At 64.1% G+C, this 15,880-nt stretch carries 15 protein-coding genes and 1 tRNA gene; 11 read left to right on the plus strand and 5 right to left on the minus strand.

The window, feature by feature from the left end:
- The first annotated feature begins 24 nt into the window (after positions 1-24).
- The 5 genes from U1702_RS02395 to U1702_RS02415 are packed head-to-tail and all read left to right on the plus strand — an operon-like array spanning position 25 to position 5,834.
- The gene (locus U1702_RS02395; protein WP_332721726.1) at positions 25-1,548 is read left to right on the plus strand and encodes a tryptophan halogenase family protein; all 1,524 of its coding nucleotides are present in this window, start codon (positions 25-27) and stop codon (positions 1,546-1,548) included.
- Complete coding sequence (locus U1702_RS02400; protein ID WP_332721727.1) at positions 1,545-2,264, plus strand: SapC family protein; 720 nt, start codon at positions 1,545-1,547, stop codon at positions 2,262-2,264. Before U1702_RS02395 ends, U1702_RS02400 begins: the two co-directional genes overlap by 4 nt.
- Positions 2,257-3,288: a cupin-like domain-containing protein gene (locus U1702_RS02405; RefSeq protein ID WP_332721728.1), complete on the plus strand. Its 1,032-nt coding sequence runs from the start codon at positions 2,257-2,259 to the stop codon at positions 3,286-3,288. Before U1702_RS02400 ends, U1702_RS02405 begins: the two co-directional genes overlap by 8 nt.
- On the plus strand, positions 3,285-4,778 hold the full coding sequence (locus U1702_RS02410; RefSeq protein WP_332721730.1) for a tryptophan halogenase family protein: 1,494 nt from the start codon (positions 3,285-3,287) through the stop codon (positions 4,776-4,778). The genes U1702_RS02405 and U1702_RS02410 overlap by 4 nt, the downstream gene beginning before the upstream one ends.
- Before the next feature lie 9 nt (positions 4,779-4,787).
- Positions 4,788-5,834 carry a LacI family DNA-binding transcriptional regulator gene (locus U1702_RS02415; protein WP_332721732.1) on the plus strand — a complete coding sequence of 349 codons (1,047 nt, stop codon included), beginning with the start codon at positions 4,788-4,790 and terminating at the stop codon, positions 5,832-5,834.
- Here the strand turns inward: U1702_RS02415 and U1702_RS02420 are convergent.
- Positions 5,831-6,919 (minus strand): GGDEF domain-containing protein, encoded by a 1,089-nt coding sequence (locus U1702_RS02420; RefSeq protein WP_332721734.1) that lies wholly within the window; start codon positions 6,917-6,919, stop codon positions 5,831-5,833. The two genes, U1702_RS02415 and U1702_RS02420, sit on opposite strands and share 4 nt — an antisense overlap.
- 142 nt (positions 6,920-7,061) lie before the next feature.
- Complete coding sequence (locus U1702_RS02425; protein WP_332721736.1) at positions 7,062-7,547, minus strand: BLUF domain-containing protein; 486 nt, start codon at positions 7,545-7,547, stop codon at positions 7,062-7,064.
- Between the two features lie 41 nt (positions 7,548-7,588).
- Here U1702_RS02425 and U1702_RS02430 point away from each other — a divergent pair, with 41 nt between their 5' ends.
- Positions 7,589-8,230 carry a response regulator transcription factor gene (locus tag U1702_RS02430; RefSeq protein WP_332721738.1) on the plus strand — a complete coding sequence of 214 codons (642 nt, stop codon included), beginning with the start codon at positions 7,589-7,591 and terminating at the stop codon, positions 8,228-8,230.
- A gap of 13 nt (positions 8,231-8,243) precedes the next feature.
- Here U1702_RS02430 and U1702_RS02435 read toward each other — a convergent pair whose 3' ends face one another.
- The 3 genes from U1702_RS02435 to U1702_RS02445 form a co-directional block, all read right to left on the minus strand.
- Positions 8,244-8,867 carry a PilZ domain-containing protein gene (locus U1702_RS02435; protein WP_332721740.1) on the minus strand — a complete coding sequence of 208 codons (624 nt, stop codon included), beginning with the start codon at positions 8,865-8,867 and terminating at the stop codon, positions 8,244-8,246.
- 126 nt (positions 8,868-8,993) lie between these two features.
- Positions 8,994-10,202, minus strand: a complete 1,209-nt coding sequence (locus U1702_RS02440) for an ATP-binding protein (RefSeq protein ID WP_332721743.1) — start codon at positions 10,200-10,202, stop codon at positions 8,994-8,996.
- A 113-nt stretch (positions 10,203-10,315) separates the two neighbouring features.
- Positions 10,316-10,392: transfer RNA gene (locus U1702_RS02445), tRNA-Pro, on the minus strand.
- Positions 10,393-10,574: 182 nt separating this feature from the next.
- On the opposite strand from U1702_RS02445, the gene yajC reads away from it, so the two are divergent.
- The 5 genes from yajC to U1702_RS02470 are packed head-to-tail and all read left to right on the plus strand — an operon-like array spanning position 10,575 to position 15,821.
- Positions 10,575-10,916, plus strand: coding sequence for a preprotein translocase subunit YajC (yajC, locus tag U1702_RS02450; protein WP_332721745.1), 342 nt, complete (start codon positions 10,575-10,577; stop codon positions 10,914-10,916).
- Positions 10,916-12,562, plus strand: coding sequence for a protein translocase subunit SecD (gene secD, locus U1702_RS02455; RefSeq protein ID WP_332721747.1), 1,647 nt, complete (start codon positions 10,916-10,918; stop codon positions 12,560-12,562). The genes yajC and secD overlap by 1 nt, the downstream gene beginning before the upstream one ends.
- A 13-nt stretch (positions 12,563-12,575) precedes the next feature.
- A complete protein-coding gene (secF, locus tag U1702_RS02460; protein ID WP_332721749.1) occupies positions 12,576-13,556 on the plus strand; it encodes a protein translocase subunit SecF in 981 nt (326 codons plus the stop codon).
- On the plus strand, positions 13,557-13,919 hold the full coding sequence (locus U1702_RS02465) for an Mth938-like domain-containing protein (RefSeq protein WP_332721751.1): 363 nt from the start codon (positions 13,557-13,559) through the stop codon (positions 13,917-13,919).
- Positions 13,920-13,958: 39 nt separating this feature from the next.
- Positions 13,959-15,821 carry a S41 family peptidase gene (locus U1702_RS02470; protein WP_332721753.1) on the plus strand — a complete coding sequence of 621 codons (1,863 nt, stop codon included), beginning with the start codon at positions 13,959-13,961 and terminating at the stop codon, positions 15,819-15,821.
- The last annotated feature ends 59 nt before the right edge of the window (positions 15,822-15,880 follow it).

Here is a 15,880-nt window from a genome sequence, read left to right on the forward strand (position 1 = left end):
CTGAACGGCAGACAGGACCATCGGGTGGAACAGGCAATCAGGCGGATCGTCATTGTCGGCGGCGGCACCGCCGGGTGGCTGGCCGCATGCCTGATCGCCGCGCGGGCGGACCGGCAGGCGCTTGAAATCACACTGATCGAATCCCCCGACATCGCCACGATCGGCGTGGGCGAGGGCACCTGGCCGACGATGCGCCGCACGCTGGAGCGGATCGGCATCGCCGAGGTCGATTTCCTGCGCGCCTGTGACGGCGCCTTCAAACAAGGTTCGCGCTTCATCGGCTGGCGCACAGGCGCGCCCGATGACGCCTATGACCATCCTTTTACCCCACCCGCCGACAGCCTGCGCGAGACCGTGGCGGCATGGCAGGATCAGGGCGGCGCGTTCGCATCCGCCGTCTCGCCGCAACCGCATGTCTGCGACCGCGATCTCGCCCCGCGCCAGCGCGCGATGCCCGATTATGCGGGGGCGCTGAACTATGCCTATCACCTCGACGCGGTGAAGCTGGCGGCGTTGCTGTCGGGACATGCGACGGGCAAGCTCGGCGTGCGGCATATCCGCGATACCGTCATCGGCATCGACAGCGCGCCGAACGGCGACATCGCGGAGGTACGCACGCGCGCGTCCGGAGCGATCGAAGGCGATTTGTTCATCGACTGCACCGGTCATGCCTCGATGCTGCTCGGCGCGCATTTCGGCGTGCCGTTTGTGGACCGCAGCAACATGCTGCCCAACGACAGCGCGCTGGCGGTGCAAGTGCCCGTACCGCCCGACAGCGCGATTGCCTCGCGCACCCATTCGACCGCGCATTCGGCGGGCTGGATCTGGGACATCGGCCTGCCCGCGCGGCGCGGCATCGGTTGCGTCTATTCCTCGAAGCATCTCAACGACGATGCCGCCGCCGAAACATTGCGCGCCTATCTCCGCGAAACTGCGCCGTTTGCCGATGCGGAAGCGTTCGCCTTCCGCAAGCTGTCCTTCCGCTCGGGCCACCTCGAGCGCTTCTGGGAGCGCAACTGCCTCGCAATCGGGCTGTCCGCCGGTTTCCTCGAACCGCTCGAAGCTTCGGCAATCGTGCTGATCGAATTGTCGCTCGACGCGCTGCTCGACAATTTCCCGGTGACGCGCGGCGTGATGGATATTCATGCGCGCCGCTTCAACGAATTGTTCCGCTATCGTTGGGACCGTATCGTCGAGTTTCTGAAGCTCCATTATGTGCTGAGCGAGCGCGACGAAGCCTATTGGCGCGATCACCGCGCGACCATGCCCGATCGCCTCGCCGATCTGCTCGCGATCTGGCGGCACCAGCCGCCGTCGCTGGCCGACCTGCCTGCGGTGGACGAGATTTTCCCGGCGGCGAGCTATCAATATGTCCTGTACGGCATGGGCTTCCCGGCACCGCAAACCGGCCCGCTGCAAAGCCCCGTGCGACCCCGCGCTCAGGTCGAACAGCGCGCCCGCACGCTTGCCGCCAGCCTGCCCACCAACCGCAGCTATCTTGACGCACTGCGCGTCGCCGCGCCACCACCGGCGCAGGAGAGATCATGACCAGCCACGCCATCCTGACCGCCGACGATCACCGCGACCTGCGCGTCCGCACCGAACGCGGCCCCGCGCTGGGCGACGCGGTGATGGCGTGTCTGACCCCGCCCGACGAGTTCCGCCGCGTGCAGGCGCATTACCCGATCCTGTTCCGCCGCGATATCGAACGCGACGATTTCACCGCGCTGGCAATGTTCGGGTTCGAGAATGGCGAAAACCTGTTCCTCGACGGTGACCGCTGGGACGCGGATTACGTGCCCCTCGCCATCGCGATCCAGCCCTTTCTGATCGGCACGCCGGGGCCGGGCACCGCCACCAAGCAGGTCCATATCGACATGGCCAACCCGCGCATCGCCGGCGCGGATGAAGGCGTGCGCGTGTTCGACGAGGATGGCCGTCCGACCCCCTATCTCGAATCCATTGCCGAACAACTCGGCGCGCTGGACGAGGGCTATCAGGCCTCCGGCGATTTCTTCGCCGCGCTGCGCCGCCACGAATTGCTCGAACCGCTGACGCTGGAAATCACGCTCGATGACGGATCGACCAACCGGCTGGTCGGCTATCATGTCATCGACGAAGCTCGACTGCGCGGCCTCGACGGTGAAGCGCTGGGCGGGCTGCATGCCGATGGCCATCTGATGCCGATCTTCATGGCGCTCGCCTCGCTCGGCAATTTCAACGCGCTGATCGCACGGCGCAACCGGCGGATGGCCGATGGCTGAGGCCGATCCCGGTCCGCTATCGGGCATTGCAGCGGTGCCGGAGGTGGCTGTGGCCAACGCCGCCGAGCTCGACCGGCGGCTGCGCGATAGCGACCGGCCGTTCGTCGTGCGCGGGCTGGTGGCCGACTGGCCACTGGTGCAAGCGGGCCGGAAATCGGGCCGCGACGCGCGCGACTATCTGGTGCGTCAGCGCCGCGATGCGCCATTCACCGTGTCGATCGGTGAACCGGGCAGCGACGGGCGGCTGTTCTACGACGATGCCATGGGCATGAATTTCCGCATGGCGCGCGGCAAGCTCCCCGATATCTTCGCGCAGATCGACAAGGCGGAGGGCGATCCCACGGCACCGCCGATCTATCTTGCCTCGGTCGATATCCACGGCTTCTTCACCGGGTTGCACTACGCCAACCATGTCGATCTCGGCACCCGCGATTGCCTCGCCAGCATCTGGATGGGCACGCGCACGCGGATCGCGGCGCATAACGACTTTCCCGACAATCTCGCCTGTGTCGCGGTCGGTCGCCGCCGCTTCACGCTGTTTCCGCCGGAGCAGTTCCGCAACCTCTATCTGGGGCCGCTCGACAACACCCCCGCCGGCCGCGCGATCAGCATGGTCGATTTCGGCGCGCCGGATTTCACCCTCCACCCGCGTTTCCGTGAGGCGCTGGCGCACGCACAGGTGGCCGAACTTGACGCCGGCGACGCGCTGTTCATCCCATCAATGTGGTACCACCATGTCGAAGGGCTGGCGGCGTTCAACGTGCTGGTGAATTACTGGTGGCGCGAGACGCCCAAATATCTCGGCCAGCCACAGGATGCGCTCAACCACGCGCTGCTCACGATCCGCGACCTGCCGCCCGAGCAGAAGGCGCACTGGCGCGAGCTGTTCGACCATTATGTCTTCGCCAATGACGACAGCGTCACCGCACATATTCCGGAAGGCGGGCGCGGTATCCTCGATCCGCTGACCCCCGAAGCCGCATCGCGCATCCGCGCCTATCTTTTGAGGCAGCTCAGCCGATGACCAGACTCAAACATATCGTCGTCGCGGGCGGCGGCACCGCTGGCTGGATGGCGGCCGCCGCCATCGCCCGCACAATGGGCCGCGCGGTCGAGGTGACGCTCGTCGAATCCGAAGCGATCGGCACCATCGGCGTCGGCGAATCCACCATCCCGCCGCTGGTCAATTACAACCGCCTGCTCGGCATCAACGAAGCCGATTTCATGCGCGCGACCCAGGCGACGTTCAAGCTGGGCATATTGTTCGACAACTGGAAGGAGCCCGGCCACCGCTATTTCCACAGCTTCGGCTATACCGGTAAGGATCACTGGGCGGCGGGTTTCCAGCATTTCTGGCTGAACGGACGCACACGCGGCCATGAACAGTCCTATGACGATTACTGCCTCGAACTCGTCGCCGCGCTTCAAGGCAAGTTCGCGCACCTCCCCGACGATCGCATGAACTATGCCTATCAGCTCGATTCCGGGCTGTACGCAAAGTTCCTGCGCAAGATGGCGGAGGGCGACGGCGTCACCCGCGTGGAGGGCAAGATCGCCGGCGTCGACCTGAACGGCGAAACCGGCGACATCGCCTCGCTGCGGCTGGACGATGGCCAGACCATCGAAGGCGACCTGTTCCTGGACTGCACCGGCTTTCGCGCGCTGCTGATCGAGGGCGCGCTGCACGCCGGTTACGACGACTGGACCCACTGGCTACCGTGCGACAGCGCCATCGCCATCCAGACCGCCAGTGTCGGTCCGGCGGTGCCCTATACCCGCGCCATCGCGCACGATGCCGGCTGGCAATGGCGCATCCCACTGCAACACCGCGTCGGCAACGGCATCGTCTATTGCAGCCGCTATCTCGACCATGACGCCGCGCTCGAACGCCTGCTGGGCAATATCGAGGGCGAGACGATCGTCCAGCCCAACAAGCTGCGCTTCGTCACCGGCGCGCGGCGCAAGCAATGGCACCGCAACTGCATCGCCATCGGCCTGTCGGGCGGGTTCATGGAGCCGCTGGAATCGACCAGCATCCACCTGATCCAGCGCGCCGTCCTGCGCCTGATCCGCATGCTGCCGCTTGCCCAGGTCAGCGACCGAGATGTCGCCGAATTCAACGATCAGCAGTTTCAGGACATGGAGCAAATCCGCGACTTCCTGATCCTGCACTATAAGGCGACTAATCGCCGCGACAGCGCGTTCTGGCGGCACTGCGCCGACATGCACGTGCCGGACAGCCTGACGCAGAAAATCGAGCTGTTTCGCGAAACCGCCCGCGTGTTCCGCCGCAACGAGGAATTGTTCGCGGAAAACAGCTGGGTTCAGGTGATGATGGGGCAGGGGATCGAGCCGCAAAGCCATCATCCCATCGCCGAAAAGCTCAGCGACGATGAGCTCGACCGGCTACTCGGCATGATCCGTCAGGACGTCGCCCGCACCGTCGCGGGCCTGCCCGAACACGCCGCCTATGTCGCCCGCCATTGTGGCGCGGCTGAACCTGTCGCGGCCTGAACCACCAGCATGGCACGCCGCAAACAGGCCGTCACGATCAAGCATGTCGCCGCCGACGCCGGAGTCTCGCTTCAGACTGTCAGCCGCGTCATCAACAAGGAACCCAACGTCCGCCCGGAAATGGTTGAGCGTGTCCAGGCGTCGATCGACAAGCTCGGCTATGTCCCATCGATCGCGGCTCAGCGCATGGGCGGATCGCGCTCCTACCTCATCATGTCGCTCAACGACCGTGAGCGCACGATTGAGGGCTGGCGCTCGCGCGAAGGCACCGACTGGGTCGATCAGATGCTGCTGGGTGGCATGCTCACCTGCGCCGAACATGGCTATCGCCTGATCGTCGAACTGGTCGATACGCATAGCGACCATATCGACCGTGAGTTGTCGGCGGCGCTGGCCGCGCTCCAGCCCGACGGCGTGATCCTGACCCCGCCGCACTCCGCCAATCCGGCGATCCTCGATTTGCTGGACTCGGCGCATATCAGCCTGGCGCGGATCGGGTCGCTCAAGGGTGGGCCGGGCTTCCGCCTGACGATGGGCGACGACATCGCGGCGGGGTTGGCGACGCAGCATCTGATCGAACTGGGCCACAAACGCATCGGCATGATCGCCGGGCCGGACGAGTATGAACTCAGCGGCTGGCGCGTCGAGGGCTGGCGCGCGGCAATGGCGGAGGCGGGGTTGCCGGTCGATGGCCTGCTGGCGGAAGGCGATTTCAGCCTGGAATCCGGTCGCATCGCTGCGCCGAAACTGCTCGACGCCGGCGCCACCGCAATCATCGCCAGCAACGATCAGATGGCGCTCGCCACGTTGGAGATTGCCCGCGAACGCGGCCTGTCGGTCCCGCTACACCTCTCGCTCATCAGCTTCGACGACACCCCCGTCATCCGCTTCGCCCAACCCCCGCTAACGGCCGTGGTCCAGCCCATTGCCGAGGTGACGGCGCGTGCGGTGGAACTGATTATCGCCGAACGGGCAGGGCGCGAAATGCCGGACGGCCCGGTGGTGGTGCAGCCGGGACTGACGGTGCGGGAGTCTACGGCGGCGGTGCGGGGTTAGCCGCCGACGACCCGCAATGGATTTCCCGCCCACGCAACGCACCGGTCGCGCCCGTAACGCTTGGCGTCATACATCGCCTGGTCCGCGCGGGCGAACCAGTCGTCATAGGCTTCCCCCCGTTGCAGCGTCGAAATCCCGAAGCTGGCCGTCACCCGGGGCAAATTGTCATTCTTGAAGGTCAGCTGGCCAACGGTGCTTCGAATCCGTTCGGCGCAGGCGATTGCCTTTGGCAAACTCGTGTCCGGCAAACAGATCGCGAACTCCTCCCCGCCGACGCGACCGAACAGGTCGGTTGGGCGCAGGATGGCGGCACAGGCATTGGCAACGCCCTTAAGCACCCTGTCACCTGCCGGGTGGCCGAACTGATCGTTCACGCGCTTGAAGTGGTCCAGATCGAAGGCCACGAGACTGAGGTCATGACCATGGCGGTCGAAGCGTTCGATTTCGCGAGCGACGCGATCGACGAACGCGCGTCGCGTCATGGCGCCCGTCACATAATCGCGTTGCGCAATCGTGCGGAGTTCCAGCTCGTTCACGGCAAGGGCAGCGAATTCGCCCAACATGCCGATCTGGACGTCGGAGAATGTTCGACTGCGCGTATCGATCGCGCACAGCGACCCCAGATTATACCCGTCGCGCGAGCTCAACGGCACGCCGGCATAGCTGCGAATGCCCGGATCGCCCACGACCAGCGGATTTGTGGCAAAACGTGGATCGCGCGTGGCATCGGCGATCACCAGCGGTTCGCGCGTCATGATCGTATGCGCGCAAAAGGCGATGTCGCGGGGCGTTTCGGTGGCGGCCAGACCCTGAATCGATTTGAACCACTGGCGGTCGTGATCGATCAGCGAAACGGCGCTGATCGGCACGTCCAAAACCGTGCGCACCAGCGACGTCAGCTGCTCGAACCCCGCTTCTGGCGGCGTATCCAGAACCCGATGCCGGTCGAGAGCGGATTGACGTGCCGGTTCGTCCCGCAGCTTGGCGTGCTTGCGATCTTGCAGCGCAACGCCATCGTCGGCATCTTCGAACGGGGACGAGGCCGCCGCTCGATGGCTTCCGATCTCTTTCGATTTGTGGACCATAGCGTGTGCAAATGCCCCGTTTTCAGTTAAGAAAGGGGTAACAGCCGATACCGTCAAAGCCGTGATACTGGCGTTTCGAGGCAATCGACAGCATGACGCGCAGCGCGTCCGGGCTTGCCGTCAAACAGCCGGAAAAGGCCGGTTAGAACGCGCCGGGAGCGACCAGCTCCTCCATCAGCCGCAGCAATGCGCTTGCTTCCACTTGACCCGCGTCGGCCGCCAAAACGCGCTCCACGGCGGTCGCCACAAAACCCGAGTCACCGTTATACGCCAGCGACCACCCCTCGAACCGTCGTCCGGTTGACGACGGCGGCGATAGCGTGACCAGATCGTCATGGCGCTCATCCGCGCTGATGATGGCACGCAACCGGTTAATCGCGCCACTCGACCCTTCGACGAGCTGTGCAAATCTTGCTCCCGTGAACAGCAACACGCCGGTGATGCCGTTTGCAGCGTTATGCGCTTGAGATTCCGCTAAGATATTCGCCACAGCCGCCGGCGCAGTCTCCACCGTCAAGCAGCTTCGACTGACATACATCCAGGTTGTCAACGTTCCCACCGGGCGGCTGTAGCCGACAGTGTTGCGGCGGACCAGCGGCGTTGGAGCGAAACTGACACCGGGCCGCAATTTCGGTTGCAGTCGTTACTGGGACGGCGCATCGTCGCGCGATGGTACCGACGGCAACGACGGACATCGCCACGCGGAGAGTATATGTTGTCGACGATGACAGCATGATCCGGCGGTCACTGTCGTTCGCTTTGGGCACCGCGGGGTTCGCCGTGCGTCCCTTCGCCTCTGGTAATGATTTCATCGACGAACTGTCGGCACTGCCCCTTGGTTGCGTGCTTCTGGACTTGCGCATGCCGGGGATGGACGGTTTCGCGCTACTCGACCTCCTTCACAACAGCCATTGCGACCTGCCCGTGATCGTGATGACCGGACATGGCGATGTCGTCACCGCCGTGCGGGCGATGAAGGCGGGGGCGAGAGACTTTATCGAAAAGCCGTTCGACGATGCCGCGTTGCGGGACATGCTGGAACAGACGTTCGAACACCTTGCTGACGGCGTTCCCAGCGCAAACATCCGGGCGCAGGCAAGGGCGCGACTGGCGGCTCTCACGCCGCGCGAGTTCGACGTCCTTCGCGCACTGGCCGGCGGGCTGCCCAACAAGGTCATTGCCGATCGCCTCACGCTGAGCGTGCGCACGGTCGAGATGCACCGCGCGAACATGATGGACCGGCTGGGGCTGACCTCGCTTGCTGATCTGCTTCGGCTCGCATTTACGGCCGATGTCGAGCCGATGAAATAGCCCGACTGCGCCCCTAAAGCTTGCGGACCGAACCCAGCTCGTTGGGCGTGAACGGTTCCAGAAACATCACGCCGGCAATCCGGTCCTGCGACCAGCGCACCACGCCCCGGCGCTCTATCCCGGATGGCAGTGTGATCTTGACCTGCAGCCCTTCGCAAAAGCTGCCGTCATGGATCAGTTTCATGCCGCGTTGCGATACATCAGCCACCTCGACGACGCGCGTGCCATTGGCCCCTCGCGAAAGCGCGGAGGTCGCCACCTTGAGCCTGAGGGGACGTGCGGTTGCCGCCCTGGCCTGAAGGGCAAGCTGCCCCAGCAGTGCCGGGCTGTCGATCTGCTCGTCCAGTTGCAACCCGCAATCCGCACCATCCGTCCACACGACGCGACCGTTGATGGTGACATTTTCGGCAAGCTCGATGACCAGTCGATCGCCAAGGCAGACGGGCAGTTGCATGCGCAACCTGACACCGTCGTCCGAAATATTCTGAACCCGCGCAAATCCCTGGTCGTTGCCGTTATCGACCCGGGCGATCTTGAAAACGGTTTGAACGCGCATGCCGGACCGGCGGTCTTCCACTGGCTCCGTCGATGCTGAGATGGATGCCAATGCGTGCGTGGTTTTCGATTCGATGTGCATAAGTTTCCTCCCGAACATCGGAGTGGCACATCGCCACAGGGCAGGAAATCTAGCGATATTACGGGCCGAGAAGTAACGCTTCGGAAACGATTTTCGACCGGCGGTCTTGTCTCGCTCGGTCAGGCCTTACGCTGTTTTGTCGCCAAAGATGGGCAGGGAGAAGGCGAAGGTCGAGCCTTCCGGACCGCTGGCTTCAATCCACAGCTCGCCGCCATGCGCTTCCACGATCATTCGCGAGATCGACAGGCCCACGCCCATGCCGTTTGGCTTGCTCGAATCCATCCACTGAAAGCCGGACCGCGGCATATCGACTGGTATGCCCCGGCCGGTATCGGCAATCCGGATTGTCGCGAGACCAGCGGTGGTGGAGCCCGATATCCTCACCTTGCTGTGCCCCGCTGCCTTGGTCGCTTCACACGCGTTGCGCAGCAAATTGATCACGACCTGCTGGATTTGAACGCGGTCGCCTTCCAGTTCGATGCCTGCAATGACCGAATTGTCGATATGGATTCCCTCGCAACCCGGGATGTTCACGATCGTCAGGCACTCGGCGATGACCTCGCCCAGGTCTAGCATCTCGCGAACCGGTCGCCGCCGCTGGGTGAGGTTGCGCACGCGGCGAATGATGTCACCGGCCCGCTGCGAACTTTCGCCAATCGCATCGAGCGTGTCGATCATCTCCTGCGAAGACGGCGTGCCGCCCTCGGCCTGCCGACGCGCGCCGGCGGCATAGCTTCCGATCGCGGATAGCGGCTGGTTCAGCTCGTGCGCCAGCGTCGTCGCCAGCATTTCCATCGCGCTGACGCGGGATACGTCCATCAATTTGGTTTGCAGGACCAGCACTTCGTCGCGCGCCAGCTTTTGCGCCGTTACGTCATAGCCCTCGCAGAACAGACCCGTGATATGGCCGTCGGCATCGCGCACGGGTTGATAGACGAAGTCGATATAGTGCTGGGCGGGCTCACGCCCTTTCCGGGTCAGCGTGATCGGCATGTTGCGACCGACAAATGGCTCGCCGGTCGCATAGACCTTGTCGAGCAGCGCGATAAATCCTTGCGCTACGATTTCGGGAAGTGTGTCGACGACCTTCTGTCCGACCAGATCTTCGCGGCCTACCAGGCGTTGGTAGGACGCGTTGGCAAAGGTGAACAGATGCTCTGGTCCGTGCGACGTCGCGATGAACCCGGGGGCATATCGATAGATTGCGTTTAGCGCATTTTGGTCTTGTGTCGCCGATACAGTCATTCGGGAGGCCTGATTTACGCAAGAGCGCGGTTCAGCAGTTTCACAGGTTAGCCTAGCTGGGCGCAGGTCTGCGCTATTACTAACCTGCAAGGGCTGACGTGAATGCTTACGATCTAAAAGCGCGGCGACGCGATTGGTTGCAGTGGCATGGCTTAACGCTTCGCAAGCGACCCGATTGGGCGCGCCACTGCCCCGATAACTCTTGGTCGGGGCGACAGGATTCGAACCTGCGACCCCCACACCCCCAGTGTGATGCGCTACCAGGCTGCGCTACGCCCCGACCGAAGGAGCGCGCTCTAGGCCCGCCGCGCGGGCGATGCAAGTGCAACAACGCCAACCCGTTGCCCACAGGCCACCACTCGCCAGCGGTTGCACGCCCGCACCCCCCATGCTAGCGCCCGCGGCTTGAACACGGGGGCTCCGCTCCCCACTATTTCTGGCCAACAGAGGCCCGGGGACGCCATGATTATCACACCAGCATATGCACAGGCCGCAGGCGCGGCGAGTCAGGGCGGCGCCGCCGCATCGTTCCTGTCGATCGCGCCGCTCGTCCTCATCTTCGTCGCCTTCTACTTCCTGATGATTCGCCCGCAGCAAAAGCGGATGAAGCAGCTTCGCGCCACGGTCGATGCGATGAAGAAGAACGACACGGTCATCACCGCCGGCGGTCTGGTCGGCAAGGTCGTGTCGGTCGACGACATCTATGCCAATGTCGAGATCGCGACCGGCGTGAAGGTCAAGGTGGTCAAGGCGACCATCGTCGAGGTTCAGCCGCTCGGCGGCGGCAAGCCCGCGAACGACTGATGCTCGATTTTCCGAAGTGGAAGATTTGGTCGGTCTGGCTGACCATCGCGCTGTGCGCATTGCTGGCGATCCCCAGCTTCGTGCCGGAGCGGGTGCGCGAGACCTGGCCGACCTGGATTCCACAGCCGACGATCAACCTCGGCCTCGATCTGGCGGGTGGCAGCTCGATCCTGCTTGAGGCGGACGTCGCCGATCTGGCGAAGACGCGCCTGGCGGCCAAGCGCGACGAGATCGAGACCGAGTTCCGCCGTCAGGATCCCCGTATCGACATCGGCGAAATCTCGATGCGCGACGGCGTGATCGGCTTCATGGTCCGCGATGTGAGCAAGGTCGATGCGGCGCGCGAACGCCTGCTTCAGATCACCGGCAGCGGCGTCGGCATGTCCGGCCAGCGCGACTGGACGATCGAGGTTCAGGACGGCACCCGTTTCATCGTCACGCAGACCCAGGCCGGCCTGACCGCCGCGATCACGCAAGCGATGGCCGATGCCCGCGAAGTGGTCGATCGCCGCATCAACGCGCTCGGCACGCTGGAGCCGACCATCGTCCTCGAAGGCAAGAACCGCATTCTTGTCGAGGTGCCGGGCCTGAAGGACCCGGAGGCGCTGAAGGCGTTGCTGGGCAGGACCGCACGGCTTGAGTTCAAGCTGGTCGATATCACCGCCAACCCCGCGCAGATCGCGGCGGGGACTGCGCCGATCGGCAGCGAGATCCTGCCTTACCCCGACGCGCCCCCCGGCATCCCCTATGTCGCCTATCCGACGCAGGAGGGTCACAAGCCGCAGATCGCGTTGAAGCGCCAGACGATCGTCAGCGGCGATCAGCTGATCGATTCCAAACAGGAATATGAGCAGCAGACCAACGCCCCGGTGGTCGCCTTCACCTTTGACTCCAATGGTGGCCGCAATTTCGCGCGGGCAACTCAGCAGAATACCGGCAAGCCGTTTGCGATCATCGTCGATGGCAATGTCATCTCCGCGCCGAACATCAACGAACCGATCCTGGGCGGTCGCGGCCAGATCTCCGGCGGCTTCACCGTCGAGAGCGCCAACGAACTCGCCATCGCACTGCGCTCGGGCAAACTGCCCGTCGCGCTGAAGGTGGTCGAGGAGCGCACGGTTTCGGCGGAGCTGGGCGCGGAGTCGATCGAGAAGGGCATATTGGCCGGCATCGTCGGCACGATCGCGCTGATCGGCTTCATGCTGTTCACCTATCTGCGCTTCGGCATTTATACCGCCGCGGCGTTGTTGGTGAACGCGATCATGGTGCTGGGCATTATGGCGTTCTTTGGTGCCACGCTGACGCTGCCCGGTATCGCGGGCTTCGTGCTGACGATCGGTGCGGCGGTGGACGCCAACGTGCTCATCAACGAACGCATTCGTGAGGAACAGCGCATGCGCAATCGTGCCGCGATCCCGTCGGTCGAGTTCGGCTATAAGGAGGCGAGCCGCGCCATTTTCGACGCGAACATCACCAACGTCATCTCGGCGGTCATCATGTTCATCTTCGGCTCCGGCCCGATCCGCGGCTTTGCCGTGGTCCTCGCCATCGGCATCGTCACTTCGGTTTTCACCGGCGTTACCTTCACCCGTCTGCTCGTCGCGGACTGGCTGAAGCGCAATCGTCCGAAATCGATCAACATTTAAGGGCCGCCGGAAAATGCGTCCGCTGAAACTCGTTCCCGACGACACGAATATCGCATTCCTGAAATACCGGAACATTGCGATGGCGTTGTCGATGCTGCTCATCATCGGCTCGCTGGTGCTGTGCGTGGTCAAAGGCTTCAATTTGGGCATCGATTTCATCGGTGGCCAGCAGACCCGCGTCACCTTTACCCAGCCGGTCGATATCGAAGCGCTGGGCAGCCGGGTCGAGGCGCTTGGCGTGGGCGAGGCGACGATCCAGCGCAGCGGCACGTCGAACGAATATTCGATCCGCACGCCGCTGCCCGAAGGTGGCGAGGACGCCGCGAACAAGGCCGCGAGCAACATCCGCGCCGCCGTGCTGAAGGACTATCCCGGCGCGCAGGTCGGTGCAGCGTCCAGCGTGTCGGGCAAGGTTTCGGAGGAGCTGTTCCGCAACGGCGCGCTCAGCCTCGCGCTCGCCGCGATCGGCATTGCGCTCTATATCTGGTTCCGGTTCGAGTGGCAGTTCGGCGTCGGCGCATTGTTCGCGCTGTTCCACGACGTCGCGCTGACATTAGGCTTCTTCGCGCTGACCCAGCTTGAGTTCGACCTCAACATCGTAGCCGCGATCCTCACGATCATCGGCTATTCGTTGAACGACACCATCGTCGTCTACGATCGCATCCGCGAGAATATGCGCAAATACCGCAAGATGGAGATGGAGGAACTGCTCAACCTCTCGATCAACGAAACGCTGTCGCGCACCGTCGTCACCTCGCTGTCGATCGGCATCGTGCTCACGATCCTGCTGGTGTTGGGTCCGGACGTGATCTTCGGCTTCACCGCCGCGATGCTTCTCGGCATCGTCATCGGCACCTTCTCGTCGGTCTATGTCTCCGCCGCGATCCTGTTGTGGCTGCGGCTGAAGCCCGACAGCTTCCTGCCCAAGGAAGTCGCCCCCGGCGCAAAGGGTGCCGAGGGTGCGGAGCGGGTCAGCTTCAAGGACATGCCGTAAATGCGGATGGATCGGTCCCGGGCTGAGGGACCGGTCGTTTCCGGGTTCTCGGGTCGCGGGTTCCGGGTGGACGACAATGTCTATGAAGGCATCCTGCTGACCCCGTCGCGCGCCGACGGCTGGGCACCGCCGTCGCTGGATCAGTTGACCCCGGCCGATTTCGCCCCGCTGCTGGCGCTCGACCCGTTGCCCGAATTCGTCATCCTCGGCACCGGATCGACATTGCGGCGCCCGTCGCCCGCACTCGAAGCCGCGCTGCCCTTTGGCATCGAGATCATGGACAGCCGCGCCGCCGCCCGTGCATGGGGCGTGTTGCGCGCCGAACTCCGCTGGATCGCCGCCGCGCTCTACCCGCTTGATTAAGGGCGTTTTTCAAATAATCTGATCGCAGGGGGACTTGCGATGAAGCTGCCACAGGCATTGCCGCATCTGAACGGCGCGCGCGGCACGATCGCGCGGGTCGTCTATCTGCTCGTCGCCATCCCCACCACGCTCCTCGTCGCGGCCAGCATCTGGTTCACCAGCGTCGACATGGCGCACAATTTGCCATCCGCGATGCAATTCGGCTTTCGTACGTTCACGATCGAGACGGGTGAACACCATATCGGTAGGCCGCTCCCCGACGCGGCGCGCGCCGGTGTGCGCGTCGGTGATCGCATCGTTGGGATCGACGGGGTCCCCGTTCCGCGCGGTGCGAATGAGTTCCAGGTGGGCGAACGGTTGGGTGCGATCACTGCGCCACGGGCGACGTTCGACCTGGTCGACAAAAAGGGGCAATCGCCGCGTTCCATCACGCTTCCGCGTCACCCGCACCCATGGCAGCGGGTCGATGTCGGAGCCGGCGTTCCATTGTGGATTTTTGTCACGGTCGAAGCAGCGGCCCAGTTCATCTTCCCGCTGCTGCTGATCGCCGCCTCCCTCCTGCTGTTCATCCGGCGACCGCGCGATCCAGAGGCCATGCTGTTCGCCGTGGCGATGCTGATGATCTGCATCAGCGGCAGTACGATATGGTGGTGGGAAGCGGCGATGGTAAATTGGCCATTGTTTCAGGGGTGGTGGCTCACCGGCTGGGCTGCGGCGATGATCGCCATATGCGGATTTCCCGATGGGCGCTTCGTCACACGATGGTCGCGATCCGCGGTGATCGTCGTACTGCTGTATCTCGTAGCGAGTTGGACCTTGCTGCTGAGCTTTGATGCCCTTCAATCCGGCTGGGTGATGATGTCGCTCAATCTCGGTTTCGGGGTCATGGCGATCGCCACTGCCATCGCGCTGTATTTTCGGCATCGGCGCACCCCGCCAGGCGCGGAACGGCAGCAGATGAAATGGGTGGTGGGCGGCTTCTTCGTTTCCTGCCTCAGCGCGTTGACCCTGATCAGCTTGAACGCGACGATTGGCGCGTCGGATAACGGAGATCCCGTCCGCTATGTGCTAAGAGCGCTGCTGATGCTGACGGCAATGATCGGCCTCCCGCTCGGCCTGCTGATCTCGCTGCTGCGCTTCCGCCTCTACGACGCCGACGCCGCGATCAGCCGGTCGGCGGTCTATGCCGTGCTGACCGTCACGCTGCTGGCGATCTTCGCCGGGAGCGAGAAGATCATCGAGGCGCTGAGCGAGCAATATTTCGGCGGACAGTTGGGCGCGCTGGCGGGCGGCGCGGGGGCGGCGCTGGCGGCGGTGATGATCGCGCCGTTGCATCGTCGATTGTCCGACTGGTCCGAACGGCGATTTCAACAGGGGCTCATCAAGCTGCGGAAGGGGTTGCCCGCGCTGGTCGGCGATCTGCGCGAGACCGCCTCGCTGTCGCAACTGGCCGCCGCGGTGCTGAAGCGCGTCGAAGCCGGCGTGCGGGCACAGCGCGGTGCGCTGCTGGTGGGGGAGAAGATCGTCGCGCTCGACCGCGTTTCGGAGGGCGAGGTCGCCGCCTGGCGCGCCGGCTGGCTGCCGCCGGACGCCGATGGCCTCGCCACGGACAAGGGCGACGCGCTGTTTCCGGTGCGGCTGCCGCTGGAAGCCGATGGATGCGGCCGCGTGGGCTGGCTGCTGCTCGGCCCACGTCCCGACAGCACGCTGTTCGGCAAGGATGAGCGCGAAGCACTGGCCGAAATCGCCGACCCGGTCGCGCGCGCCCTGTCGATCGTCCAGCAGCGCGAGGCGCGCGAGGCGGACCAGACGGCAGTGGCGACCCGCTTGGGCAGTCGTGTTTCAAAGCTGGAGGCAATGATCGAACATTTGCTAGGCAAACGCGGCGAGGCGACGTCGTGACCGTACCCGATCATCTAAAAATACTGGCGCACCGTTCTTCGCTGCGATAGTCTTACCCC

The sequence above is a fragment of the Sphingomonas sp. LT1P40 genome, assembly GCF_036663835.1.
GTDB lineage: Bacteria > Pseudomonadota > Alphaproteobacteria > Sphingomonadales > Sphingomonadaceae > Sphingomonas.